The organism is Longimicrobiaceae bacterium (genome assembly GCA_036375715.1).
Classification (GTDB): domain Bacteria; phylum Gemmatimonadota; class Gemmatimonadetes; order Longimicrobiales; family Longimicrobiaceae; genus DASVBS01.
On sequence record DASVBS010000013.1, the window covers coordinates 16350 to 40625 of the forward strand.

The 24276-nt window shown below is 66.6% G+C and carries 24 protein-coding genes; 15 read left to right on the forward strand and 9 right to left on the reverse strand.

The features are described 5' to 3' along the window. Positions 1-69: 69 nt before the first annotated feature. Positions 70-594: a MarR family transcriptional regulator gene (locus tag VF167_02070; GenBank protein ID HEX6924187.1), complete on the reverse strand. Its 525-nt coding sequence runs from the start codon at positions 592-594 to the stop codon at positions 70-72. A gap of 108 nt (positions 595-702) precedes the next feature. Beyond that, on the reverse strand, positions 703-1365 hold the full coding sequence (locus tag VF167_02075; GenBank protein ID HEX6924188.1) for a TetR/AcrR family transcriptional regulator: 663 nt from the start codon (positions 1363-1365) through the stop codon (positions 703-705). A gap of 126 nt (positions 1366-1491) precedes the next feature. Here VF167_02075 and VF167_02080 point away from each other — a divergent pair, with 126 nt between their 5' ends. The 3 genes from VF167_02080 to VF167_02090 are packed head-to-tail and all read left to right on the forward strand — an operon-like array spanning position 1492 to position 3799. Continuing rightward, entirely contained in the window at positions 1492-2106 is a 615-nt protein-coding gene (locus tag VF167_02080; protein ID HEX6924189.1) for an RNA polymerase sigma factor, read from the forward strand. Then, entirely contained in the window at positions 2094-2738 is a 645-nt protein-coding gene (locus VF167_02085) for a hypothetical protein (protein HEX6924190.1), read from the forward strand. The genes VF167_02080 and VF167_02085 overlap by 13 nt, the downstream gene beginning before the upstream one ends. Further along, positions 2738-3799 (forward strand): PDZ domain-containing protein, encoded by a 1062-nt coding sequence (locus VF167_02090; protein HEX6924191.1) that lies wholly within the window; start codon positions 2738-2740, stop codon positions 3797-3799. Before VF167_02085 ends, VF167_02090 begins: the two co-directional genes overlap by 1 nt. Before the next feature lie 54 nt (positions 3800-3853). Here the strand turns inward: VF167_02090 and VF167_02095 are convergent, their stop codons facing one another. The 3 genes from VF167_02095 to VF167_02105 all read right to left on the reverse strand — a co-directional run bounded on the left by VF167_02095 (position 3854) and on the right by VF167_02105 (position 7001). Then, complete coding sequence (locus tag VF167_02095) at positions 3854-4018, reverse strand: hypothetical protein (protein HEX6924192.1); 165 nt, start codon at positions 4016-4018, stop codon at positions 3854-3856. Between the two features lie 86 nt (positions 4019-4104). After that, positions 4105-6264 carry a hypothetical protein gene (locus VF167_02100; protein ID HEX6924193.1) on the reverse strand — a complete coding sequence of 720 codons (2160 nt, stop codon included), beginning with the start codon at positions 6262-6264 and terminating at the stop codon, positions 4105-4107. A 200-nt stretch (positions 6265-6464) separates the two neighbouring features. Next, on the reverse strand, positions 6465-7001 hold the full coding sequence (locus tag VF167_02105) for a hypothetical protein (GenBank protein ID HEX6924194.1): 537 nt from the start codon (positions 6999-7001) through the stop codon (positions 6465-6467). Between the two features lie 369 nt (positions 7002-7370). Between VF167_02105 and VF167_02110 the strand changes: the two genes are divergently transcribed. Further along, positions 7371-8972 (forward strand): aldehyde dehydrogenase (NADP(+)), encoded by a 1602-nt coding sequence (locus VF167_02110; GenBank protein ID HEX6924195.1) that lies wholly within the window; start codon positions 7371-7373, stop codon positions 8970-8972. Here VF167_02110 and VF167_02115 read toward each other — a convergent pair. Both VF167_02115 and VF167_02120 read right to left on the reverse strand, forming a co-directional pair. Then, a complete protein-coding gene (locus tag VF167_02115; GenBank protein HEX6924196.1) occupies positions 8956-9792 on the reverse strand; it encodes a fumarylacetoacetate hydrolase family protein in 837 nt (278 codons plus the stop codon). The genes VF167_02110 and VF167_02115 overlap by 17 nt on opposite strands. Before the next feature lie 220 nt (positions 9793-10012). Continuing rightward, positions 10013-10669, reverse strand: coding sequence for a hypothetical protein (locus tag VF167_02120; GenBank protein ID HEX6924197.1), 657 nt, complete (start codon positions 10667-10669; stop codon positions 10013-10015). 119 nt (positions 10670-10788) lie between these two features. Here VF167_02120 and VF167_02125 point away from each other — a divergent pair, with 119 nt between their 5' ends. The 3 genes from VF167_02125 (at position 10789) to VF167_02135 (ending at position 13636) form a co-directional block, all read left to right on the forward strand. Beyond that, positions 10789-12114 (forward strand): HDOD domain-containing protein, encoded by a 1326-nt coding sequence (locus VF167_02125; protein ID HEX6924198.1) that lies wholly within the window; start codon positions 10789-10791, stop codon positions 12112-12114. Positions 12115-12194: 80 nt separating this feature from the next. Beyond that, on the forward strand, positions 12195-12926 hold the full coding sequence (locus VF167_02130; protein HEX6924199.1) for an ABC transporter ATP-binding protein: 732 nt from the start codon (positions 12195-12197) through the stop codon (positions 12924-12926). Continuing rightward, positions 12923-13636 (forward strand): hypothetical protein, encoded by a 714-nt coding sequence (locus VF167_02135; protein ID HEX6924200.1) that lies wholly within the window; start codon positions 12923-12925, stop codon positions 13634-13636. Before VF167_02130 ends, VF167_02135 begins: the two co-directional genes overlap by 4 nt. A gap of 4 nt (positions 13637-13640) precedes the next feature. Here the strand turns inward: VF167_02135 and VF167_02140 are convergent, their stop codons facing one another. Then, positions 13641-15098, reverse strand: a complete 1458-nt coding sequence (locus VF167_02140) for a glycoside hydrolase family 140 protein (protein ID HEX6924201.1) — start codon at positions 15096-15098, stop codon at positions 13641-13643. A 31-nt stretch (positions 15099-15129) separates the two neighbouring features. Next, positions 15130-15987 (reverse strand): patatin-like phospholipase family protein, encoded by an 858-nt coding sequence (locus tag VF167_02145; GenBank protein HEX6924202.1) that lies wholly within the window; start codon positions 15985-15987, stop codon positions 15130-15132. A gap of 403 nt (positions 15988-16390) precedes the next feature. Between VF167_02145 and sufC the strand changes: the two genes are divergently transcribed. From sufC to VF167_02185, 8 genes are all read left to right on the forward strand, one after another. Then, entirely contained in the window at positions 16391-17158 is a 768-nt protein-coding gene (gene sufC / locus VF167_02150) for a Fe-S cluster assembly ATPase SufC (GenBank protein HEX6924203.1), read from the forward strand. A gap of 101 nt (positions 17159-17259) precedes the next feature. Next, positions 17260-18669, forward strand: a complete 1410-nt coding sequence (gene sufB / locus VF167_02155) for a Fe-S cluster assembly protein SufB (GenBank protein HEX6924204.1) — start codon at positions 17260-17262, stop codon at positions 18667-18669. 86 nt (positions 18670-18755) lie between these two features. Then, positions 18756-20105, forward strand: coding sequence for a Fe-S cluster assembly protein SufD (gene sufD / locus VF167_02160; protein HEX6924205.1), 1350 nt, complete (start codon positions 18756-18758; stop codon positions 20103-20105). Then, on the forward strand, positions 20106-20432 hold the full coding sequence (locus VF167_02165; protein HEX6924206.1) for a non-heme iron oxygenase ferredoxin subunit: 327 nt from the start codon (positions 20106-20108) through the stop codon (positions 20430-20432). A gap of 96 nt (positions 20433-20528) precedes the next feature. Next, complete coding sequence (locus tag VF167_02170; protein HEX6924207.1) at positions 20529-21800, forward strand: cysteine desulfurase; 1272 nt, start codon at positions 20529-20531, stop codon at positions 21798-21800. Beyond that, positions 21797-22243: an SUF system NifU family Fe-S cluster assembly protein gene (locus VF167_02175; GenBank protein HEX6924208.1), complete on the forward strand. Its 447-nt coding sequence runs from the start codon at positions 21797-21799 to the stop codon at positions 22241-22243. The genes VF167_02170 and VF167_02175 overlap by 4 nt, the downstream gene beginning before the upstream one ends. Beyond that, positions 22240-23523, forward strand: a complete 1284-nt coding sequence (gene fadI / locus VF167_02180; protein ID HEX6924209.1) for an acetyl-CoA C-acyltransferase FadI — start codon at positions 22240-22242, stop codon at positions 23521-23523. The genes VF167_02175 and fadI overlap by 4 nt, the downstream gene beginning before the upstream one ends. Positions 23524-24058: 535 nt before the next feature. Then, positions 24059-24271 (forward strand): cold-shock protein, encoded by a 213-nt coding sequence (locus VF167_02185; protein ID HEX6924210.1) that lies wholly within the window; start codon positions 24059-24061, stop codon positions 24269-24271. Positions 24272-24276 lie beyond the last annotated feature (5 nt).

The window sequence follows — 24276 nt, forward strand, 5'->3', positions numbered from 1 at the left end:
GTCCGTAAACTGATCCCGCCAGTGGAATCCAGAGTGTGAGAACACCCCAGATGGATTTACCCAGTCGCCTCATGGTTCCTCCGAAGCCCGCCGGGGGCCGTCGTTTCGGGATTCGTCCTTCATCGCGCCTGCGAGCTGGAACTCCGCCTGCCTGCGACTCCAGCGCTCCAGCATCCGCTCGACTCCATCGATCAGCAGGAGATGGAACTGCTCGGCCTCGATCAGTCGGCTGCGACCCTCCTCCATCTCGTCCGGGAGCGCGGCCGCCGCCGCCGTCAGCAGCTCGCGGGTGGTGCTCCACTTCTGTTGCGCCGCCCGCAACATCCCCTCCCAGGCGTCCGGCTTCATCCGGTAGTAGTCTCGCCGGTCGCCCGGGGCGCTGATCCGCTCCAGGATCCGGTGCTCCTCGAGCTGCCGAGCGTTGGTACTGACCGAGGCCTTGCTCACCTGCAGCTTTTCCGCGAGCTCGTCGAGCGAATACGACTCGGGATGAACGAGAAGGAACCCGATCAATCGCCCCGCGGTCCGCGGAAGCCCCTCCGCCTCCAGCGTGAGTCCCATCTTCTCAACGAACTCCCGAACTGATTCGTGCATGCCTTCCCCTTCAGGTCGATGAATTACCCGGGGAACGCTAACGCACTCGTTCCGTTAAGTCAATACTAAACGTTCTGAACAGATCATTTGTTGACCGGGCCCTTGGCCCTACGAGACTTCGCGCGCCGAGGTTTCTCTGGGTCGCCAGCCGAAGCCGAGGGAGGCCATCGCCAGCTCCAGCAATTCGAGGAAGGAGTCGTGGCCGTCCACCATTTCGCTGAGGTGGCCGCTCAGGTACAGCGAGGTGAGCCCGTGCACGAGACCCCAGGCGATCACCGCGGTGTGCTCCGCGTTCTTGACCTCGATCAACCCCTCATCGATGGCCTGCTGGACCGTCCTCACCACGTCGCACCAGGGTCCGGCGGCCTCCGCCCGTCCCTCCGGCCTGCACTTCTCGTGGCCCACCCGGGCGACGGTCGGCAACTCGAACATCACCCGGAAGTAGGCGGTATTCTCCAGGGCGAAGCGGGCGTAGGCACGGCCCAGCGCTCGGTGCCGCTCGGTGGGGCTGGCCTCGGGTCCCACGGCCTCCGTCTCCTCCTGCGCCTTCTCAGTCAGCCGGCGAAAACCCTCTTGGACCACCTCCCGCAGCAACTCGTCCTTGTCGCGGAAGTAGAGGTAGATGGTCGCCGGGGAGTATTCGATCCGCTCCGCCAGGGCGCGCATGGACAACGCATCGAGCCCCAGCTCCGAGACGATGTCCCGCGCTGCCTCCACGATCCGCGTCCGCAACGCTTCCTTGGCCTGTTCCCGCCTCTGCGTACTGCTCATGATCTCAGCGTTGGGTGAGTTGCCGACCGCCTTTTCTGCCGCGCGCGAAAAAACGGTCCCCCACGATAAACGGTGTTCAGTGAAAGTCAATGGGGTTTACGTAACACTGTTCAGCGCGGGAAACGAATGTTCTCGACGCGCGGGCAACCGTCTGGTATCGTGGGGCATCAGACGGTGTGGACCCGCGACCGGATCATGACCGAGCACGACCTCATCGAACAGGCGAAGCAGGGAAGCGCCGACGCCATTGACGCCCTCTATCGGAGGCACGCCTCGCGTGTCTACAGCGTCGTGCGCCGGCTCACCGGCGACGACGCGCAGGCGGAGGACGCCGCGCAGGAGACGTGGCTGCGCGTGATGCGGTCGCTGCCGACCTTCCGCGGTCAGGCAATGTTCTCCACCTGGCTGCACCGCATCGCCGTCAACTGCGCCCTCTACGGGCGGCGCAAGCGCGAGCGGAACCGCCTGCGCGAGCTGGAGCTGCCCGACAGCCTTCCGGCTTCGGTCGGCGGCTCGCGGCCGCTGCTACGGATGCGCATCGAAGAGGCGATCGATGCCTTACCGGATGGGATGAGGCGGGTGCTGGTCCTGCACGATGTGGAAGGCTACACCCACGAGGAGATCGGCGAGCTGCTCGGGGTCGCCGCGGGAACCTGCAAGAGTCAACTATCGAAGGCGCGGGCGAAGCTGAGAGCCCATCTGCGTCAGACTGTTGAGGGAGAGGAAGTATGCAGCATCTGAACGACGAGGAGCTGGCCCGGTTGGTGGACGATGAGCCGACCGACGAGGAGTCGGCTCATCTGGAGCTCTGCGCCGCCTGCTCGTCGGAGCTCGACGCGCTCCGCCTGCAGACGGAGACGCTTCGGCAGCTGCCGGATCTGGAGCCGCCGGCACACCTGGCCGCCCGACTGCGCGCGGTGATGGCGCTGGAGGGGCTGCGCCTCTCCAGCCGCCACCGCATGCGGAGCAGCCTGCGCATTGCCGCCTCGGTCGCGCTCTTCGCGGCCGGGGGGCTCACCGGCTATCTCGGGCGTGGCGCGGTCGCGGCGGAAGGCGCGGCGGCCGCGGATCGCTCGCCCCCGACCACGCTCACGGAGGCGGCCCAGCGCGTGGAGGAGGCGGAAGCGCGCTACACCGACGCCCTTGCCGCCTACGCCCGGCTGGGCGGCTCCATTCCCGCCGCCGACCCGGTAAGCCGGCTGGCGGCGCTCGAGGGGATCGTGCTCATGACCGGCGCCGCGCTCGACGAGGCGCCCGCGGACCCGGTGATCAACGGATATCATCTGACCGCGCTCGAGCAGCGCGATGCCATCCTGCGTCAGCTGGAAAGGCGGCCGGCGCAGGAGTCTGACGACGAACAGGAGTGGTTCTGATGAAAGCGCGAGCCTGCATGCTAGCCGCTGGAGCGCTGTTCCTGCTGGTCGCCGCGCACCCCCTCTCCGCACAGGAGGAGGCACCGCGGCGCGGTTGGCTGGGCTTCACCTATACCGCAGACGACGACGGGGGCGACGAATCGATCCGCATCGAGCGCGTCTATCCTGGCTCTCCTGCCGCGACGGCAGGGCTACGCGAGGGCGATCGTATCGTCCGCTGGAACGGCGACGAAGATGTGCAGGGCGTGCTCGAAAACCTGCGTCTGGCCCCGGGCGATACCGTTCGCTTGCGGGTACGTCGCGGTGACGAGCGCGATCGGGACATGCTGGTCATCGCGGACCAGCGCCCGCCCAGCGCGATCGCCCGCTTCGATCTACCGCGCCCACCGGGTGCCTCGCAGGAGGAGTGGGAGCGCTGGCAGGAGGAGCTACACGAGTATCAGGAAAAGCTCGGCCGCCTCAGAGACCGCCCCTGGGCCGGCGTGTCGCCGGAAGAATGGGAGCGACTGCAGGAAGAGCTGGAGAGGAGCCGAGTCGAGCTGCAGCGCCAGTTCCGTGAGTTCGGCCCCATGAGGGGCTGGAAGGGGGACAGCATTGCTTTCTTCTGGCGCAACCGGTTCAGGCTCGACAGTCTGGCGGTCCACGCCGACAGCTTGCAGAAGGAGCTACGGGCGAAGCTGCGCACGGAGCTCGGCCCCGCCATCCGCTCTCTGGACGAGGATGTTGTGGTGGTTGTCCCGGGCGGGGGCAGTCCACGCGTCTTCGCCCTGGGTCGGCGGGCGGTGGCAGGCGCCGAGTTCGAGGAGATGAACGACGGATTGTCCAGCTACTTCGGAACGGACGAAGGACTGCTGGTGCTCCGAGTGGCCGAGGGGACCCCGGCCGATCGTGCCGGGCTCGAGGCAGGAGACGTCGTTCTCGAGGCGAACGACCGCCCGGTCCGCAGCGTGGAGCAGCTACGCGCAATCGTGGCGCGCGCGGGAGATCGGACCGACCGCGAGATCCGCCTGGAAGTGCTCAGGGAGCGGCAGCGTCGCGACCTGACGATTCGCTGGGAGTAGCGGAGGGTCGCGGCGCACCGGGAGGATGGAAGACGCCGGGGTGGATCGGGCCTTCTACTGGCCCTCTTCCCCGGCGCCGTTCCAGCCGCAACGCAGGCAGTGCAGTCGAGTGGACAGCGCTTCCCAGCGCTTGCCGTGACAGGAGGGGCATTCCGGCTCGAGCCCGCGTCGGGCGAGCTCGAGGGTGAGCAGGAAGGCCGCGGTAAGCGCGACGATCATCTCCGTCTGAAGTCGAGGGCCGTTGGGGAGACAAACCTAGCCGTTCTATCGGCAGTATCGACTCGACGGATTGCGCGCTTAAGCCTTTACGGCGCCTGCAACAGCCCTTCCGCGGCCACGGTCCAGGCTCTCGGGAAACCTGGCGCGGGCGTCTGAGGCCCTCCCTCCCAGCCGGCGGCCATCATCCCGGTCGCAAAGAGCAACCCTCCGTTTCCCGGAAGGTAGATGGTGAGGCCCGGCCGCTGGTAGTTGTGCCCGTTGGGATGGAAGCGGTTCTTCACCGTGTCCATCGACAGGGCCTCGATCGCGATCTCCGGCTCTCCGAGGCGGGCGGCGGTCATCGCCGTAAGAGGGTAGTCCCAACCCCACGTTTCCTCCCACTGCCATTCCCGCATCACCCGGCGCAGCGTTCGCCGCATGGTTTCCGGGTCCACCCGCTCGGTGGCCGGCACGAAGCCAAGCGCGCCCAACAGCGACGGATGGTCGCGCCGCTTGTCGATGTCCGTCCAGGTCACCGCGTCCGACTCGGCGTTGAGGTAGACGCCGTCTCGGGTCGGAAGAGGCGAGAGTCCCCGGATGACCCGGTCCCACTCCCGCTGCCGCGGGAGACCCAACCGCTCCCGCCAGCGCTGCGCCACCTCCAGCGCCCACCTCCAGTAGGCGAGCTCGAAGGTCGGATTGAAGGTCGTGCGGGCCGGGTGCAGCTCCTGCGCCGGGATCACAGGAGGGCCGAGTACGTATCGACCCGTCGCTCCCTCCCGGTAGGCGAAGGACGCCATGAATTCGGCGGTCTCGAAGACGATCTCCGCCATCGATTCCAGCACGGCGCGCTGGGGCTTCGCCCGGTAGACCAACTCGGAATAGTAGATCGGATGGGGCTGCTGCCAGATCAGGAACGGGCCGATTCCCGACGGACTCTCCCTCCCGTCCGGTCCCACCATCTTTCCCCACCGAGCCCCGCGGTATCCCTGCCTGCGCGCCGTCTCGCGCGCACGGTCGAGCACCCGCGTGTACCAGGGGAGGCTCCGCTCCAGCAGGTCCACCCTTCCCCACAGTGCGAAGTGCGCCGCATGCCACCAGTGCATCTCCAGGTGGGACTTGCCGTGCCAGCTGTTGAAGGTGAGCCCGGTCTCCTGCGGAGGCATGGTCCCGCAGCACTGCAATGCCGTGAGGTACTCGGAGAGGACGATCCGTCGCTCCAGCTCTCTGGCGCGGGGATCGGCGGTGCCGGACAGGTCGATCGCCCCACCGCTGCTCCAGAACGAGGCCCAGCTCTGGCGACTCGCCTCCCGCACGCCCCCGAAGTCGGGGAGAGCCTCCGTCCTGGCCTCCGGGCTGAATTCGACAACCAGGTCGAAGCGCGTTGAGCCGGCGGAGGGAGCGAGCCTGAACTGGTGGTCGGCCTCCCGTGACATTTCGCCCTCGCCTTGCCATGCCACCCGCACGAAGTACTCGTCCGCGTCGAGCTGGCGGTGCCACTCGAGGCTGTTCCTGCCCCGGTTGCGAAGCGTAGTGGAATGCCGCTCCGGCTGCGTCCAGTCGGCCGGATCGCCGGTATGGATACGGGAGCCGTAGGGGAAGGCGAAGCGGATCGCCACGCGATCCGCCGCGAAATCCGCCCCCTCGATCCGCACTGCTAGAAGGTCGCGGTCGGGGTGGGCGCACGTCGCGACGCGATACTCCCGGCCATCCACGCTGAAGCGGCTGTTCAGAACCCCGCTCCAGAGGTCGAGCCGCTGCTCGATTGCCGCGAGATCCTCCGGACGCACCGGGGAGCCGTCCCCGCGGCGGAGGTCGAACCCGATCCGTGCCAGCGACAGGCGATGGGGGTTCTCGCGCAGCCACGCCCCGGCGGGCGAGCCCTGCTGGTCTGGGTAGGGCACCTTGCGGCCGTGGCTATCATAGAGGGTCGTCGCCTGGTCCAGCGTGTATCCCTCCGGATTCGGGAAGGAGTGCCAGCCCCATTCGGCCTGGGTCGCTAGAGGCAGCTCCTGATAGGCATCCGGAAAGGTCTGCAGACCGGTGACGTCGGCGGTGAAGACGAAGCGCCCGTTGCCGACGCTGAGGGTGGCGGTTGGGTCGACGGCGCGCACCAGCGGCGCGTGGCGATCCACCCGGGTGCGGCGATCGATTCCCTGGGGAGTCACGGCACCCCTGGTGGCGGCGTGCAGGGGAGACGCGGCCAGACCCAGAGCGCAGGCTGCAATGCCCTCGGATACCGACTGCAGGAAGAATCGCCGGTTCATCTACTGACGTTCGCAGGAGGAAGGCAGGACGCTGCGTGACCACATCCAGGTGAAGCAGATCCGGGCGCACGTGCGGAGAAGGTAGAAAAGATAGAGCAGGGGTCAGAAACGCGCACGGCCCGCCCCCGATCACCGGGGACGGGCCGCGCCTGCTTCTCGTTCCGAGTTCTTCTTTGAGGGAGCGCTCGCGACCGTCGAGGTCAGGCCGCCCGGGCGGGGCCGAGAAGGATCTGTACCCAGCGAGTGTTCTGGTCGACCTCCTCAGCGCCCTCGGGAAGGAACGCGGCAGCGAGCGGTGAGCCGTCGAGGATCGCCCGGGCACCCTCCTCGTCGCCCAGATCCACCAGGAACTCCGCCAGCCGCTCTCTTACCGTCACGCTCTCCGTTGCGGCCGCCAGCCTGCGGAGCTCCCGCACCGCGATCGCCTCCTGACCGGCCTCACGTACCGCCCGCACGTAATCCTGAAAGTCGGGGCAGGTGTTCTTCAGCGTACCCGCAGGCAGCACCCGCAGCCCCTCCGCAAGCGACAACACCGCGAGTGTCATCCGCGCGCGCACCACATCCGGGTAACGCTCCACCATGCGCTGCGCCACTGCGGCGGCCATCCCGTGGAGGCCTTCGCCGAGGTAATCATTCAATGCGCGTCCGTAGTAGTCCAGGGCTCGGTCGCGCTCTCCCGCCTTCGCGAACTGGTCGCCGAGGTCGAGGCAGGCGAGAGCCCGGACGAGGGTCGACATGGACGGAGGAGCTTTCTTGCGCATGGTCGCTCGACGATTCGGGTGCGGTCTGGAGCGCCCCCGGATCAGGCAGCGCTCTGGCACGGCCGCTACGGGCGCGCTCGCACGCGTCGCATATCACATAGGGTGCCAGCCAGGACGGGTAGCTCGCAAGGTGACAACAAGCCGCATGAATACTGGGATATTCCTCTAGCAGCCTCGAGTTCCCCACCACCTGCCCGTCACTGACCCGGCGGAAGTTGCCGGAAATTCTTGCCGCCAGGTGGAACACTCTTTCCGGATCGCGACGGCCCAGGCTTGCATTGCTCGCCCCGCCCGGCAGGTCTACCTTGCGGGTGCACTGCTCAATGACCCAGGCTTGCGCGAACGATGAACCTCCTCGGCACCAGCCTCGTCCCCGAACCCGCCCCCGATGAGGGGAGCTCCACTTTCCGCGCCGTCTCGCCGACCACCGGCGAGTCGCTGGACCCGGCCTTCCACGAAGCAACGGAGGCCACAGTGAATCGTGCGGTCCATGCGGCCGCAGCGGCGTTCGATGAGTATCGACGCACATCCCCCGAGCGACGAGCGGTCTTCCTGCGGGCCGTTGCCGACGAGATCTCCGCCCTGGGAGACCTGCTTATCTCGCGGGCAAGCGCGGAAACCGGCCTTCCCGAAGCCCGCCTGACCGGCGAGCGTGGGCGAACGGTGGGTCAGCTCCGCCTCTTCGCCGACGTGGTCGAGGAGAGCTCCTGGGTCGGGGCCCGGATCGACACGGCCCTCCCCGAGCGCACGCCGGTCCCCCGTCCCGACCTTCGCCGGATGCTCGTCCCGCTCGGTCCGGTCGGGGTTTTCGCGGCGAGCAACTTCCCCCTGGCCTTTTCCGTGGCCGGGGGGGACACCGCCTCCGCACTCGCCGCGGGCTGTCCGGTGGTCCTGAAGGCGCACCCCGCGCACCCCGGCACCTCCGAGCTCACCGCGCGGGCGCTCCTCCGGGCCGCCGAACAGACGGGGATGCCGAAGGGAGTCTTCACGCTGCTCCAGGGCCAGAGCCACGAAGTGGGGCTGTCCCTGGTGCGGCACCCCCTCATCCGCGCCATCGGGTTCACCGGATCACTGCGGGGCGGCCGCGCGCTGTACGACGCCGCGGCCGCGCGGCCGGAGCCGATACCCGTTTACGCCGAGATGGGGAGCGTCAACCCCGTCTTTCTCCTCCCTTCCGCGCTGCGCGAGCGCGCCGACGAGATCGCCCAGGGGCTCGCCGGCTCGATCACGCTGGGGGTGGGCCAGTTCTGCACCAACCCCGGAGTGGTGGTAGCGGCGCGCGGTCCCGAGCTCGACACCTTCTTGAAACGGCTCGCCGAGAGGATTTCTGCCGTGCCGGCCGGCCCGATGCTCTACGCCGGCATCTGCAGTGGATATCGGCAGGGGGTGGAGGCGCTCCGCGCAAACCCGGCGGTGGAGGTGGTGGCGGAGGCAGCGGATACCGACGTGGGGGAGCGTCTCGGCAGAGCCGCCGTCTTCAAGACGCGCGCGACCGCTTTCATGGAACAGCCGGAGCTTCGTCAGGAGGTGTTCGGCCCCAGCAGCCTGGTGGTCGTCACGGAAGATCCTGCAGAGACGCTCGAGGTCGCGCGTTCCCTGGAAGGGCAACTGACAGCCACGATCCACGGTACCGAGGAGGACCTGCACAGCCAGCGCGAGCTCGTGGAGCTCCTGGTGCAGCGGGCGGGGCGCCTGATCTTCAACGGCTACCCCACGGGAGTCGAGGTCTCTCACGCCATGCAGCACGGCGGACCCTACCCTGCCACGACCGCGCCGTCCACCACCTCCGTCGGCACCGCGGCGATCGAGCGCTTCGCCCGCCCTGTCACCTACCAGGATTTCCCGGAAGCCGTACTCCCGGTCGAGCTTCGCGACGCCAACGAGCGCGGGATCTGGAGGATGGTGAACGGGGAGCTCACCCGCGATCCCATCAGGCCACGCGATTGACCAACGTTCCGATCGGAGGCACGGTGATGCGGATCTCGTCACCGCCCAACAGAGTGAAGTCGTCGGGCGGGATGATCCCGGTCCCGGTCATCAGGATGCAGCCGTACGGAAAGCTCAGCTCGCGGTAGAGGTACTCCACCAGCTCGTCCGGCGACCGCTTCATCTGCGACAGCGTGGTGGAACCGGAGAAAATCGTGCGGCCTCCTCGCAGCACGTCCATGGAGATCTCGGTGCTGCCGGGGAGCGGCTTCTCCGCGAGCAGCACGCCGGGTCCCAGGGCGCAGGACCCGTCGTAGCACTTGGCCTGCGGGAGATAGAGCGGGTTCTCTCCCTCGATGTCGCGCGAGCTCATGTCGTTCCCGATCGTGTACCCCACGATCCTCCCCTGAGCATTGATCACCAGCGCCAGCTCGGGCTCGGGAACGTTCCACCTGGAATCGGCTCGGATGCGCACCTCGCGGCCGGGGCTCACCACTCGCCCAGCCGTGGCCTTGAAGAACAGCTCCGGGCGTTCAGCGTTGTACACCCGGTCGTAAAAGGTGCCGCCACCGGCGTCGCGAGATTCTTCCATGCGCGCAGTGCGGCTGCGCAGATAGGTTACGCCCGCCGCCCAGACCTCCTGCCGATCGATTGGCGCCAGCAGCTCCTCCCGGGTGGGCTGGGCCCGCTCCGATCCCTCCGGCAGCGCCGCCACCGCCCGCCTGACGACCGCTACAGGGTCGGCCGTGGTGAAGAGACCCGACCATGCGACCCGCTCCAGCGCGAAGTGCTCGCCATCTACCTCGGCCACCGTTCCTGCCGAAGTCCGGTACACCTTCATCGTAGCCGCCTCCGTGGATGCGAGTGATCGCTGACCCCGGCAATCTGGGGTGAGGTAAGCCGAGCGCACCACCCCCAACGCTCCTGGCGGGCCGTCGTCGCGCCTCCCGGCCAGCGGTTGCCGCGTGCCGCTGACGATCGGGCTCGAAACAGAAGCGGGCACGAGCAGATCGCTGCTCGTGCCCGCGAATACCCGCTTCTCTTGATTCGCCGCTGCGTCCTCAGGCGATCTCCTCGAGCGCCTCGAGACCACTCTCGGTCAGCTCCTGTGGGCTCATCAACGCAGCCCTGAGAAGCCGTTCCCACTGCTCCGCCGGGTCGAGATGCGGCGGCTCGACCAGCCCGTTGATCTCGCGGTAGATGGTGTGGAGGATCCGGCGGCCGGCCTCCTCGTCACCCAGCTCGAGTAGGCGCTGCGCGATCAGCACCCTCAGCTCCTGATTCGCGGTTGCGTGCGCCATCACGCGGAGGCGATAGGTCAGCAGCTTTTCGTCCCCCTCCCGACGCGCCGCCCGGATATAGTCGTCCACCAGCTCGACCTCGAAGGCGGAATCCTCCACCAGCTTCTTCCCCAGATAGAGCACGGCCAGGGTGGCGCGGGCCCGGATCACGTCCGGCTCGAGGCGGATCAGCTTCCGGCACATCGCCGCGGCGGCGCCGAAGTACCCGGCCTCCAGGTAGGCGTCGATCGCACGGCCGGAGTAGGCCTTGGCGCGACTGTGGTCGCCCGCGCGAAGGCAGAGGTCCGCGGCGGTGTTGTACAGCCTCGCCTGGATATGACGCTCCTGTCCGGCGGCTCTCTTCTCGAGCGCGTCGAGCTGCTCCTGGAGCTCGGAGCCGCGGATCTTCGACCGGCGGCCAGCAGGTTTGTAACTCATCCGGAGCGAGCGATAGAGGTGACGGTGCGTGAAGGTCTCACCCCTGGCCCGGCGGCTGGCGCCGGCGGGACATGCATCCATGGTTAAGGATCGGTCAGTCCCGCCCGAACCTTAGAGCCATGAACACCATGCTTGCCCGCGAGCCGATCTTCGACCACCAGGAGAAGATCATCGGCTACCAGATCTTTCATCGCGACCGCGATGCAGAGGCCTCGAACCACGCTGCGCTCGACGCCCTCCTCGAATCTGGTGTGGACCGGCTGACCAAGGGAAACATTGCTTTCCTCAACGTCACGCGTGAGATGCTGCTCACCGGCGCGGTGGAGCTGCTCGACCGGCGGGGCGTGGTGCTGGTGATCGACGGCGCCGAGAGCGATCCGGGAGTGATCGCCCGTTGCCAGCAGTACGCCGACCTCGGGTATCACCTGGCACTCGACCTCGATTTTTCGGGCGAGCCCCAGGAGGAGTTGCTGGACGTCGTGGAGGTGGCCCGCGTCGACGTACGCGAAACCACCGGTGACGGACTGCGGCTGCTGGCGGGGGAGCTACGGGCTCGGCGGCTGCAACTCGTTGCCGAGGGGGTGTCGAACGCCCGCATGCGCGACGACTGCGCTCGGCTGGGATTTCGCATGTTCCAGGGCTACGCCTTCAACCAGCCCGAGGAAATCTCCCAGCGTGACCTGGCGGTGGAGCACCTCCGCGCCTTCCGGCTGCTGAAGGATCTCCGCAACCCCGACGTCGAGGACGCGCAGATCATCGAAGCCTTCCACCGCGATCCGGGCCTCACCTACCGCTTCCTGCGCATGGTAAACTCGGCGGCGGTCGGCGGCGTCGAGATCACTTCGATCTCGTACGCGATCCGGTTGATGGGACGCGAGGCGCTCGCCCGCTGGCTGTCGCTGCTGTTGCTGGTTCCCTTCAGCACCTCCGGGGTCAGCGCAGAGATCGCTGCCGCCGCGGTGGTGCGCGCGCGTCACTGCGAGCTGCTGGCGGAGCCGGTTGGTCGCCCCTGGGCCGCCGACACCCTCTTCACCCTCGGTCTCTTCTCGCGCCTGGACCTGCTGCTCGAGACCTCCATCGAGCATATCGTGGAGCAGATTCCCTTCGCCGAGGAGCTGAAGGCGGCGCTGCTCTCACGCGAGGGACCCGACGGCGAGGTACTGGCACTGGTGGAGGCCTACGAAGCGGGGCGGTGGGACGAGATGGAGGCGCTTGCCAGCGCCCTGCAGATCCCGGTCGAGGAGGTCAGCCGCCTGTACCTCGAAGCGCTCCCGTGGGGGAATGCACGCATCACGGAGGAATCGATCCCGATTCCCGTGCGCGAGCGGGCGGAGCCGGAGCCTGATCCAGAGCCGGCAACCCGGCACCCCACGGCGATGCGCGGGCTGCTCCAGCGGATGCGCTCCTTCCTGCGCTGGCCACGCCGGCTTGCCGCCAGCCGCTGAGGCAGCCGCTGAGCGGCAGACCCCCTTTGCATCCGCACACTCCCCTTCACGAGGACAAGATCGCCGGGTAGCTTCTCCGCATGATCCGGATTGCGGGGGTCACCCATGTTTATCGGCGGCCGTGGCAGCTCCGGTCTTCCGTTCGCGCTCTCGACGGGCTCGACCTGGAGATCGAAGCCGGGTCCGCCGTGGGATTGATCGGTCTGAACGGAGCCGGCAAGACGACGCTGATCCGGCTGCTGCTCGGGTATCTGAGCCCCACCTCCGGTCGGATCAGCATCAATGGCCTCCCCCCGCGTCACTACGTGGAGAATCACGGCATCGGGTACGTCCCGGAGCGCGTGTCGATCCCGCGGCAATGGACGGTGGAGCAGGCACTCCGCGCCTACGCCCTGCTCGGGAACGTGGGCGACGACCTACCGGTCCGCCTGGCTGTCACCCTGCGGGAACAGGGTCTGGACACCGTCCGAAATCGGCGCACGCGGGAGCTCTCGAAGGGGAACCTGCAGAGGCTGGCGATCGGGCAGGCGATGCTCTGCGACCGCAAGCTGCTGATCCTCGACGAGCCGACTGATGGGCTCGACCCGCTGGGCATCGCCGAGCTGCGCGCCCTGATCGGGCGCTGGCGTGCCGCCGATCCCGAGCGAGTGATCGTGGTGGCTTCGCACCACCTCCCCTTCGTAGAGCAGGTGGTCGACCGGATTGTCGTCCTCCACCAGGGCAAACTGATCGCGGAGCTCGCCCCGCGGGAGGGATCCTCGCTCGAAGACGCCTTTTTGCGGTTGGTGGGGGAGGAGGGTCGGGCGGCGTGATCCCGATAATGCTCTGGGATCTTCGCTGGCGGATCGCGACGGTCGCGTTGCTTACGGTGGGTCTCTATTTCCTGGAACCGGCCTTCCACCAGCACGGTCCGGTGGACCCGGAGTTCCTGGGAGACGTGGGGCCCATCGGCATCTCCGCCACGCTCGCCTACCTGTCGGCGCTGTCGATGATCCTGCTGCTGAGCGGGTTCATCTCCCGGGACGTGCGGGAGGGATATACGGCTCTGCTGTTCTCGCACCCCACTTCACCACTCGCCTTCTACGCCACCCGCTGGCTCCTGGCGCTGGCCGTCACGCTCTGCGCGGCGCTGGTCTTCCTGATCGCTGGGCAGCTCGTTGCCTGGGGAGAGGTTCGCGGCGGCGCACCGGGGATGCTGCTCGCCCTGCTGGCGGCGCTGGTGTACGGAGGGCTGATGGCCTTCTTCTCCGCCCTGCTGAGAGGTGGCGAGGGATGGCTGGTGTTCCTGCTCTTCCTGCCCACCCCGGTGCCGGCGATTCTCACCTGGCTCGAAGCGAGCCTTCCGGCAAGGGTCTACTCTATCCTGCTCTTCGCCCTCCCGCCCCAGCATGCCCTGCAGGAGGTATATCGCGGATTGATCCTGGCCAGCATCGCCTGGCCGGCCGTGGTATACGCCGCTGCCTACGGGCTGGTGTGGCTCACGGCCGCCGCGCTCCTGGTTCGCTTCCGCCCGCGCCTCTAGCGAGTCACGCTCCTCGAGGCGCCCCCGCCTCCGCCTCGAGGAGGAGCACCCAGTCGTTGCCTCGACCTACCTCCCCCGGGGGATCGAACCTGTGCTCTCCGCCGCGGGGCACGGTGCCGATGGCGGTCCGCGCACCGGTTCGAGGATCGAACCAGCTGGCCCGCAGCCTCGCAGTAGGGGCCCAGTCCGTCGCCACCGCGATCTGCTCACCCAGCGGGGTGTACGCGTAGAGGATGCTCCCGTCCCGGGCACGCGCCGCCACCTGGTGGCCGGCGCCCTCACCGCGGCCCGAGCGCAGCGACGTGGTATCGGGGATTAACTGTAGAAACGGTCCCGATTCCATCAATCGGCGCAGGATGCCCATCTGACGCGAACCGGGGTGCTCCAGCGCCTCCCGCCAGGGCGTGCGGGCGGACGAGATCGGCTCCCGCCCGGGCTCCCACATTTGCCAGATGTCGTGATTGCCGTAGGTGTGCCCCGCCGCCCCGGACAGCACGGACCAGTAGGCCGCCTGTCGCACGTCGAAGTCGTCGAACCAACCCTTCTCCGGATTCCAATCGACCGGGTGGTCTTCGTAGCGCGGTTCACCGTCCACCACCGGCTTGGCGGGCTGCAGCGCAAGGTCGTGCAGCGTCATTGAATAGTTCGCGATGTCGCGCGCGGAGTGGCCCGACTGGAACAGGTTCAGGTCGAGCCACTCGTCCTCGTGGAACCAGGTCGACGAGGCGCTGGAACCCATCGGATGGTAGGTGATCACCGGATCGCCATCCCACCCGGCCTCGATGCCGGCCGCCATCGCGCGGATGATGGCGAGATGCTCCTCAGTCTCCGGGTTTCGATCCCCGCCGAGAATCCAGATGATCGGCTTCCCGCTGTAGCGGCGCGCCAGGAACTCTCCGTAGACGCGGGCGTTCTCCGGCGTGAAGATCTCCGGGCCCTCGCCCCAGCGCTGGTTGAACTTGTCTCCCCAGGTCGGCAGCATCCCGATGAACATCCCCTTCTCCGCGGCACGCTGGACGATGAAGTCCACGTGCTCGAAGTAGGCTTCGACGGGGCGAGTCGGGTCATTGTCGTGGAGGGGGAGATCTCCGTAGGGGTTCGGAACGGTCAGTCCGCCGTGCTCGGCGAGCACAACCGCCTGGATCACGTTGAAGCCTTTGCTGCGGCGATCCTCCAGATATACCTCCGCTTCTTCCCGGTCGAGCCGGTGGAACAGATGCCATGCGGTATCGCCCAACCAGAAGAAGGGCGTACCGTCGGCGTGCACCAGCCTCCGACCGTCGTCCGAGACCCGCAACGGCCCATGGCTCAGATCGACCGAGGGGCCGGTGAAGAGCGGGGGAGCACCTTCCTGTGCGCCCTGTGCGCACGCCTGAGTGATGACGGTGCTTGGCAGGACGACGAGCGGGATGACAACGCGCAGAAGCGTGCCCGCACGAAGGAGGAACGGACGAGATGGCATCCAGGAGAGGGTTGGAGGTTACGGAGCTTTCTCAGGCTGCTGCCGCATCACGCAGCGCCTCTCGCGCCGCGAGGTAGCCTTCTTCGAGGAAGAACTGCGTGCGCTCGAAATCAAAGCTGTGCAGGTGGCCGATCTTCGGTCGGATGTACAGGAGCGGCGCATCCTTCAGCTCTTCCAGGCAGCGCGCACGTTGCTCCTGCAGGTTCAGGTTGAGCACCCGGTCGTGGATGGCCAGCATCCCCTGCTCGAAGTAGCCCACGCTGGGGGGAAGGAAGTCGGAGCCGACATCCACCCCGATGACCCGCTCCGCCCCCCATTCGAGCGCCTGTCGCACCGGAAAGACGTCGAGAATACCGCCGTCGACGAGCACGTCGTCCCCGATTCGGGCCGGCGCAAAATACATCGGCAGCGCGCACGACGCATACACGGCCTCTGCCAGCGGGACGTCGGCGCGCTTGTCGGTGCCGAACCATACCTCCTCTCCGGACACCAGCGAGACCGCATTCAGGCGGAAGGGAATGCGCAGCTCAGCGAAGTCCTGGACCGGAAGGGAACGGCGGATGTAGTTGAGAAAGTGTTCTCCCTCGAAGACTGCCGGCTCGCGCACGCCCCCCAGCCACATCGCGCGCCGGTTCACCGAAACGATGTCCTGGCGCTTCAGCCGCCGCGCCACTTCAGAAAGCTCTCGCCACCCCATCCCGCCCGCCAGGCACGCGCCGATGAGCGCGCCGATGCTCGTTCCCACGATGGCATCCGGCACGATCCCCGCCTCCTCGAGCGCCTTCCAGGCCCCGATGTGAGCAATGCCCTTCATCCCACCGCCTCCCAGCACGAGAATCGTCCGCGGGGGAGTCGGTGGGATGGCCAGTACCGACTCGGGTGAGGTCATTCGAATCGTGCTTGTCGGGTGAACGTCGTGCCTTCGCCCCGTTCATACCGGAGACCGCCCCAGCAAGATCCAGGCGTGGGACGCGGGATTCTCAAATTTGCGCGGAAGCGGCGAAAGCGACCAAGATCACGGCGCACCCCAGGGAGTGCAGGTTTATTGGTCGCAATCCGGGATCTGCATCGGATGTGTTTTTCACCCGGCAATCAGGGTGATTCGGCCCGGAGCGAGGCCCCGCGGCAGTCCCCGCAGATACCGGCGGCGACGCCTTGACTCTCCCACTGGTAGGGCATAGGTTCCGGGTTGATACGTAGAATCATTCTTGATAGTCTGGACCGAACATCGCGGCTCGTCCGCTGAACCCTTTCGGATGGTCGGCTGCGCCGGCACGAGGAGACGAACAACGATGGCTGAACCCCTGCTTCAGGTCGTGAATCTCCACGCGGAGATCGCAGAAGAAGGTACGGAGATCCTGCGTGGCGTGGACCTCGAGATCGGGGAGGGGGAGATTCATGCGATCATGGGGCCGAACGGCTCCGGCAAGAGCACCCTCTCCAAGGTGATCTCCGGGCATCCCGCCTACGAGGTGACGGACGGGGACATCCTCTTCCGCGGGGAGAGCATCCTGGACATGGAGCCGGACGAGCGCGCGCAGGCGGGCATCTTCCTCGCCTTCCAGTACCCGGTCGAGATCCCTGGCGTCTCCATCGCCAACTTCATGCGCACCGCGCTCAACGCGAAGCGCGGTGAGGAGATCGACATCTTCGAGTTCCAGGATCTGCTGCTGGAGAAGATGGAGATGCTGGATATGGACCCCGAGTTCGCCGAGCGTTCGGTGAATGAAGGCTTCTCCGGTGGCGAGAAGAAGCGCAACGAGATCCTCCAGCTCGCGCTGCTCGAGCCCACCCTGGCGGTGATGGACGAGACCGACTCGGGGCTCGACATCGACGCGCTCAAGGTCGTCTCCGCCGGAATCAACAAGATCAAGGCGCAGCATGAGAAGGACATGTCCGTGCTGCTGATCACGCACTATCAGCGCATGCTGAACTACGTGAAGCCGGACTTCGTGCACGTCATGGTAGACGGGCGGATCATCCGCTCCGGCGGGCCGGAGCTGGCGCTGGAGCTCGAGGAGAAGGGGTACGAGTGGGCCCGTGAGCTCACCACCGCGTGAAGCATCAGCGTACCGGGTGTCGTCCCTGGCGGTGGCGGATACGGTTTCGACCGTCAGCCGGTAGCCGCTAGCCGATAGCCCCCACCAACGGAAGGAGCACCATGCCTGCGAATGAAGCAGTCGCCCAGTTGGGGCTAGACGAATACAAGTACGGCTTCCGCGACGAGGTCGAGTACGTCTTCAAGACGCGCAAGGGTCTCGACGAGGAGATCGTGCGGCAGATCTCGGCTCAGAAGAACGAGCCCGAGTGGATGCTGAAGAACCGGCTCAAGGCTCTCAAGCACGCCCAGCAGCGGCCCTGGCCCACCTGGGGCGGCGATCTGTCCGGGCTGAACTTCGACGAGATCTACTTCTACATCCGCCCCTCCGATCGGGTGGGCCGGAGCTGGGACGAGGTACCCGAGCCGATCAAGCGAACCTTCGATCGCCTCGGCATTCCGGATCAGGAGCGGCGCATCCTCGCCGGCGTCGGCGCTCAGTACGAGTCCGAGGTGGTCTACCACTCGCTCAAGGAGGAGTGGGAGAAGCAGGGCGTCATCTTCAAGAGCATGGACGACGGCCTGCGCGAGCACGAGGACATCGTGCGGGAGTACTTCGGCACGGTGGTGCCCTACCGGGACAACCTGTTCGCCGCGGTCAACACGGCCGTGTGGTCGGGCGGGTCGTTCGTCTACGTGCCCAAGGGGGTGAAGCTCGACATGCCCCTCCAGGCCTACTTCCGCATCAACGCGGAGTCGATGGGGCAGTTCGAGCGTACGCTGATCATCGTCGAGGAGGGCGCCCAGGTCCAGTACATCGAAGGGTGCACCGCGCCGACCTATGCCCAGGACTCGTTCCACTCCGGCGTGATCGAGATCATCGTCAAGGACGGGGCGCGCTGCCGCTATACGACCATCCAGAACTGGTCCCACAACGTCTACAACCTGGTGACCCAGCGCGCCACGGTCGGGCGAGACGGAACCATGGAGTGGGTCGACGGCAACTTGGGCTCCAAGCTCACCATGAAGTATCCCTCGTGCTACCTCATGGGCGAGGGAGCTCGTGGCGAGGTGTTGAGCATCGCCTACGCGGGCAACGGGCAGCACCAGGATGCGGGTGGAAAGGTGGTCCACATGGCGCCTCACACTTCCTCGCGCATCGTTTCCAAGTCGATCTCCAAGGGCTCCGGTCGCAGCTCGTATCGCGGACTGCTGAAGGTGGCGCCTGGCGCCCACCACGTGAAGAGCAACGTGGAGTGCGACGCGCTGCTCCTCGACGAGCAGGCGCGGACCGACACCTATCCGTACATCGAGATCGAGGACGATCACGCCCAGATCGGCCACGAGGCCACCGTCTCCAAGATCGGCGACGAGCAGCTCTTCTACCTCATGAGCCGTGGCCTGTCCGAGGACGAGGCAGCCACCATGGTGGTGCGTGGCTTCATCGAGCCCATCGCCAAGGAGCTGCCCCTCGAGTACGCGGTCGAGCTGAACCGCCTGATCGAGCTGGAGATGGAAGGAAGCGTCGGCTGACAACAATTACGAATTACGAATTACGGATCACCGGCCGCTCGGTACCGTAATTCGTAATTCGTCATTCGCAATTATCGGAGACTATCGTGGCGGATACGACACTAGCTGAGTCCCTCGGCGTCTTCACGCGCGATCAGACGGAGATCCTGTCGACGCGGAAGTTGGAGCCGGAGTGGCTGCGGACGCAGCGGCTGCAGGCGTACGATGCCTTCGTGGCGATGCCGATGCCGACGACGCGCGAGGAAGAGTGGCGGTACACGGACATCGGCCGTCGGCTGCAGATCGAGTCGCTGGACCTGGCGGATGAGCACGCGCCGGTGCGCTCGCTCGACGAGCTTCCCGAAGGACTGCGAACCCTGATCGAGGCGGCGGGGCAGAGCAGCGCCTCCGTCGTGCAGGTGGACGCCTCGGTCGTCCAGCGCGAGCTCTCCGAAGAGCTCGCAACCCGAGGGGTCATCCTCACCAGCCTCGAGCAGGCAGTGAGCGAGTACGCGGACCTCGTACAGCGCTATCTGGGGACGGCGGTGAACGCGGAGGACGGCAAGTTCGCCGCCCTCAACACGGCCAACTGGACCGGCGGCACCTTTCTCTTCGTTCCCCGGAACGTGAAGGTCGAGCTGCCGGTGCGCTCCTTCCGCTGGATCAGTGACGAAGGTAGCGCCCTCTTCGGCCGCACGCTGATCGTGGCGGAGGAAAACGCGGAGGTCGTGGTGATGGACGAGGTGGGCTCCGCCGATTTCGAACGGCAGAGCTTCTCGAACGCGGCCGCGGAGATCCTGGCCGGCGAGGGAGCCAAGGTCACCTACGTGTCGCTGCAGCGCTGGGGTTCCGGGGTCATCCACCTTACCACCGACCGGCTGGTCGCGGGTCGGGATGCTCGTATCACCACCCTCTACACCACGCTCGGGTCGGACCTGACCCGCGCCGACGTGCGCTGCCGCCTCCAGGCGCCGGGCGCTCACGTCGACATGCTCGGCCTGTATCTCGGCGAGGGGAAGCAGCACTTCGATCACGAGACGCTGCAGGATCACGTCGCCCCCCACGCGTCGAGCAATCTGCTCTTCAAGGGGGCGTTGAACGACGAGGCGCGCTCGGTTTTCCGCGGCCTCATCCGAGTGCACCCCGGGGCACAGCGAACCGACGCATACCAGACGAACCGCAACCTGGTCCTCTCTAACCGGGCGCGCGCCGATTCGCTGCCGAACCTGGAGATCGGCGCCGACGACGTCCGCTGCTCACATGCGGCGACGGTGGGTCAGCTCGACGAGGAGGAGATCTTCTACCTTCTCAGCCGGGGTATTCCCCGCCCGGAGGCGATGCGGCTGGTGATCTTCGGCTTCTTCGGGGAGGTGCTGGAGCAGCTCGAGGTGCCAGAGGTGCGGGCCGAGATCGTTCGGGCCATCGAGAGGAAGCTCTTCGGGGGGCGCCGGGCGTAGATGGCCTTCGAGAGGGTGGCGGCTCTATCCGAGCTGCCGGAGGGTTCACTGCTGGGGGTCGAAGCGGGCGGAAGGAGGGTGTGCCTGGCGAACTGCGAAGGAGAGATCTACGCCTTCGCGGACAACTGCTCACACCGCGACTTCCCTCTCTCGAACGGCGAGCTGGACACGGAGGATTGCACGGTCACCTGCGAATGGCACGGGGCGATGTTCGACGTCCGCAGCGGCAAGGCCTTGTGTCTGCCTGCGATCAGCCCGGTGGCCGTGTACGCCTGCCGGGTCGAGAACGGCGAGATCTACGTCGATGTGGAGAACGGGAGGGTGTGATTGCAATCACAGCCGACCGGCCGGATCTGCCAGGTATTTGGAAGGGGTGCGCACGTTGTCCGCCCCCTTCTCTGTTTTCGTCCCACGGGAGCCACGATGCATACCTTCGCGCCCCTCGACACCGACCAGGATGAGCAGGCAACGACGCTCGCTGCCCTCTTCCCCGTTCTGCAGCAGCAGGTCAACGGCCACCGGCTCGTCTATCTCGACAGCGCCGCGTCCAGCCAGAAGCCTCGCGCGGTCATCGAGTCGATCGAGCGATTCTACCGCCGGGACAACGCCAACGTGCACCGTGGACTGCACGAGCTCTCGACGCGCGCCACAGAAGCATATGAGGCGGCCAGGGTACGGGTTGCAAATTTTCTCGGCATCGATGACCCGGCGGAGCTCATCTGGACGCGGGGAACCACGGAGGGTCTGAACCTCGTGGCCTGGTCATGGGGTGGATCCAATCTCCGCCCCGGAGACGAGATCCTGCTGTCCGTGCTCGAGCACCATTCGAACCTGGTACCCTGGCAGCTCGTGGCGGAGCGCACCGGCGCCCGTTTGCGCTTCCTGGATATCGACGACCGGGGGTGCCTCGATCTGTCCAACCTGGATCAACTGCTCACGCCTCGCACCCGCGTGGTCTCCGTCGCCCACGTCTCGAATGCGCTGGGGACCATCAACCCCATCCGAACCATCGCGGATCGTGCACGATCGGTCGGGGCGATCGTGGTCGTCGATGGAGCGCAGTCTGCCCCACACCTGCCGGTCAACGTCTGGGAGCTGGGGTGCGACTTCTTCGCCTTCTCCGGCCACAAGGTGTGCGGCCCCACCGGGATCGGCGGACTCTGGGGTCGCCGCGAGTTACTCGAGCAGATGCCGCCTCTCTTCGGGGGTGGCGACATGATCGACGAAGTGGAGCTGGAGCGATCCACCTATGCTCCCCTTCCCCATAGATTCGAGGCCGGAACACCGCACATCGCCGGAGCGATCGGGCTGGGCGCCGCCATCGAGTTTCTGCAGTCGGTCGGAATGCACCGGATTCACCGTCACGAGCGGACGCTCCTCGCGTACGCTCTCCAGCGCTTGCGTGAGGTCCCGGGCCTACGGGTGTTCGGACCGACTGCGCTCGAGGAGCGCTCCGGCGTCATTTCCTTCACCCTCGCCGACGTGCATCCTCATGACCTCGCCACGATCCTGGACGCGGAGGGTGTGGCAATTCGCGCCGGACACCACTGCGCCCAGCCACTGATGCGGAGGTTGGGAGTCTCAGCCACGGCACGGGCTTCCTTCTATCTCTACAACACGCACGCGGACGTGGACCGATTGGTCGAAGCGCTGAACCGTGCCCGCGAACTATTCGGCTGCGGCGAGATCTCATGAGCCTCGAGTCACTCTATCAGGCGCTGATCCTCAAGCACTATCGGGACCCGCGACACCGCGGCACGCTGGAGACCCCGGACGCCAGCGTGCGGATGCGGAATCCCACCTGCGGCGACGAGATCGGCCTCTTCCTCGGGATCCGGGACGGGCGGATCGAAACGCTTCGCTTCCAGGGAGAGGGCTGCTCCATCTCGCAGGCCTCCGCGTCGATGATGGCGTCGCTACTCGAAGGCCGCACCCTTGCCGAGGCATCGGCCATCGCGCAACGGTTCACCGAGATGCTCCATGGTGATGCTCAGGCAGCGCGCGACCCCTCACTTGGCGACTTGAGGGCGCTGGTGGGGGTCGCCCGCTACCCCGCGCGCGTGCGGTGCGCGCTTCTTGCCTGGAACGCCCTGGCTGAAGCACAGCGATCCCTCGAAGCGGAGGAGGAACCTCGATGAATGGCGACGGGCGGAGGGTGGCCATCGTGGACGGGTGCCGCACCCCCTTTTCCAAGGCGGGGACGGCCTTCAAGGCGCTCTCGGCGGTCGAGCTCGGCAAAGTCGCGGTCCGCGAGCTCATCAACCGGGCAAACCTAGACGTGCACGAGGTCGATCACGTGATCTATGGAACCGTGATCCAATCGGTCCAGGAGCCGAACATTGCCCGCGAGGTCACCCTGGGATCGGGCATCCCCGCCAGCGTGCCCGCCTTCACGGTGGGTAGGGCCTGCGCCTCTTCCAGTCAGGCGATCACTTCCGGGGCTGAGCAGATCGCGCTCGGCATGGCCGACGTGGTCATCGCCGGCGGCGCCGAGTCGCTCACCGACGTTCCGATCCTGTTCTCGGACGAGATGCGCGACGCCCTGGTGGCGGCGTCGAAAGCCCGCACCCTTCAGGATCGCATCAAGGCTTTTGCCAGCATCCGCCCTCGCCACCTCGCGCCCATCACACCCGCGATCGCCGAGCCCACCACGGGTCTTACCATGGGGGAATCGGCGGAGAAGATGGCCCAGGAGAACGGCATCACCCGCGAGGAGCAGGATCGATGGGCGCTCCGCTCTCACCAGCTCGCCTGGGCGGCCACCCAGGACGGGCGGCTGACCCGTGAGATAGCTCCCGTCTACGTGGACGGTGTAGCCATCACCAGCGACAACGGCATTCGCGCGGACACCTCGCTCGAGAAGCTGGCGCAGCTCAAGCCCGTGTTCGACCGCCGGTACGGCACCGTCACCGCGGGTAACGCTTCACCGCTCACGGACGGCGCTTCGGCGGTGCTTCTGATGAGCGAGGAAAAGGCGCGCGCTCTGGGCTATGAGCCCCTCGGCTACATTCGCGGCTACGCCTACGCCGCCCTCTCTCCATCCGATCAGCTCCTGCAGGGCCCGGTGTTCGCCACGCCGGTGGCTCTGAAGCGGGCAGGCATCAGCATGGCGGACATCGAGCTCATGGACATGCACGAGGCGTTCGCGGCTCAGGTGCTGTCCAACCTCCAGTGGCTGGAATCCCGCAAGATCGCGCAGGAGCGGCTCGGTCTCTCCGAGCCGGTCGGACATCCGGCGATAGACCGGATCAACGTGATGGGTGGGTCCATCGCGATTGGCCATCCTTTCGGCGCCACCGGCGGCCGGATCACCATCACCCTGCTGAACGAGATGAAGCGCCGCGGCGCTGGCCTGGGCCTGATCACTGTCTGCGCCGCCGGTGCAATGGGCTTTGCGATGGTGGTCGAGGCGGCCTGAGCTCCAGCGAGGGTTCCCACTCGCGACAGGCCACTCACGGGTTCGCGATGCAGGGAAGTTCGCGTTGACGCGGATTGCCTGACTCGACGGGGATGCTCGAGTTGACAGGAGGCGACTCGAGTTGACCGCGGCCGCCAGGGACAAACGCAATCCATTATCCGACAATTAATTGCGATTTGTCGGCCAATCTCCCCCTTCATTTCGTCAGCAACAATGGCTTGACAGAGCGGGAAGTCGCATTTACGTTGACGGCGAAACCTCGGCTGACCCGCGGCTTTCCCAGTCGCCGCGTGGCTTTTCGAAGGTAGGGCCGGGCAGGGTGGTAGGATGGAAATGTCGCCACGCAATCCTCGTACGTGCCGCCGTCGTCACACGCCGCAGATCCTCGATCGGTTGCCCCAGCGGGCCAATACCATAGCAGATCATCAGCTTTTCGCGATCGTGCCCAACGTGGGGGGCATCTGATAGCCCACGAGTATCCAGCCGCGACGTCCAGTACGTGGAGTCCGGTCCCATCGTCACACAGGAGTACCTCATGCGGACCACCGGAACGGTGAAGTGGTTCAACGACGCCAAGGGCTTTGGCTTCATCACCCCAGCGGACGGAGATCGCGATTGCTTCGTCCACTACTCCGCCATCCAGGGCACCGGGTTCAAGTCGCTCACCGAGGGTGAACTGGTGGAGTTCGACCTGGTGCAGGGTGAAAAGGGCCCGGCTGCCGAGAACGTCGCACGGATCACGAGCTGAGCAGT

Excerpts from the sequence above, each read along its gene's own strand:
- VF167_02070 (HEX6924187.1), bottom strand. The coding sequence starts at position 594 with ATGCACGAATCAGTTCGGGAGTTCGTTGAGAAGATGGGACTCACGCTG.
- VF167_02075 (HEX6924188.1), bottom strand. The coding sequence starts at position 1,365 with ATGAGCAGTACGCAGAGGCGGGAACAGGCCAAGGAAGCGTTGCGGACG.
- VF167_02080 (HEX6924189.1), top strand. The coding sequence starts at position 1,492 with ATGTTCTCGACGCGCGGGCAACCGTCTGGTATCGTGGGGCATCAGACG.
- VF167_02085 (HEX6924190.1), top strand. The coding sequence starts at position 2,094 with ATGCAGCATCTGAACGACGAGGAGCTGGCCCGGTTGGTGGACGATGAG.
- VF167_02090 (HEX6924191.1), top strand. The coding sequence starts at position 2,738 with ATGAAAGCGCGAGCCTGCATGCTAGCCGCTGGAGCGCTGTTCCTGCTG.
- VF167_02095 (HEX6924192.1), bottom strand. The coding sequence starts at position 4,018 with ATGATCGTCGCGCTTACCGCGGCCTTCCTGCTCACCCTCGAGCTCGCC.
- VF167_02100 (HEX6924193.1), bottom strand. The coding sequence starts at position 6,264 with ATGAACCGGCGATTCTTCCTGCAGTCGGTATCCGAGGGCATTGCAGCC.
- VF167_02105 (HEX6924194.1), bottom strand. The coding sequence starts at position 7,001 with ATGTCGACCCTCGTCCGGGCTCTCGCCTGCCTCGACCTCGGCGACCAG.
- VF167_02110 (HEX6924195.1), top strand. The coding sequence starts at position 7,371 with ATGAACCTCCTCGGCACCAGCCTCGTCCCCGAACCCGCCCCCGATGAG.
- VF167_02115 (HEX6924196.1), bottom strand. The coding sequence starts at position 9,792 with ATGAAGGTGTACCGGACTTCGGCAGGAACGGTGGCCGAGGTAGATGGC.
- VF167_02120 (HEX6924197.1), bottom strand. The coding sequence starts at position 10,669 with ATGAGTTACAAACCTGCTGGCCGCCGGTCGAAGATCCGCGGCTCCGAG.
- VF167_02125 (HEX6924198.1), top strand. The coding sequence starts at position 10,789 with ATGAACACCATGCTTGCCCGCGAGCCGATCTTCGACCACCAGGAGAAG.
- VF167_02130 (HEX6924199.1), top strand. The coding sequence starts at position 12,195 with ATGATCCGGATTGCGGGGGTCACCCATGTTTATCGGCGGCCGTGGCAG.
- VF167_02140 (HEX6924201.1), bottom strand. The coding sequence starts at position 15,098 with ATGCCATCTCGTCCGTTCCTCCTTCGTGCGGGCACGCTTCTGCGCGTT.
- VF167_02145 (HEX6924202.1), bottom strand. The coding sequence starts at position 15,987 with ATGACCTCACCCGAGTCGGTACTGGCCATCCCACCGACTCCCCCGCGG.
- sufC (HEX6924203.1), top strand. The coding sequence starts at position 16,391 with ATGGCTGAACCCCTGCTTCAGGTCGTGAATCTCCACGCGGAGATCGCA.
- sufB (HEX6924204.1), top strand. The coding sequence starts at position 17,260 with ATGCCTGCGAATGAAGCAGTCGCCCAGTTGGGGCTAGACGAATACAAG.
- VF167_02165 (HEX6924206.1), top strand. The coding sequence starts at position 20,106 with ATGGCCTTCGAGAGGGTGGCGGCTCTATCCGAGCTGCCGGAGGGTTCA.
- VF167_02170 (HEX6924207.1), top strand. The coding sequence starts at position 20,529 with ATGCATACCTTCGCGCCCCTCGACACCGACCAGGATGAGCAGGCAACG.
- VF167_02175 (HEX6924208.1), top strand. The coding sequence starts at position 21,797 with ATGAGCCTCGAGTCACTCTATCAGGCGCTGATCCTCAAGCACTATCGG.
- fadI (HEX6924209.1), top strand. The coding sequence starts at position 22,240 with ATGAATGGCGACGGGCGGAGGGTGGCCATCGTGGACGGGTGCCGCACC.
- VF167_02185 (HEX6924210.1), top strand. The coding sequence starts at position 24,059 with ATGCGGACCACCGGAACGGTGAAGTGGTTCAACGACGCCAAGGGCTTT.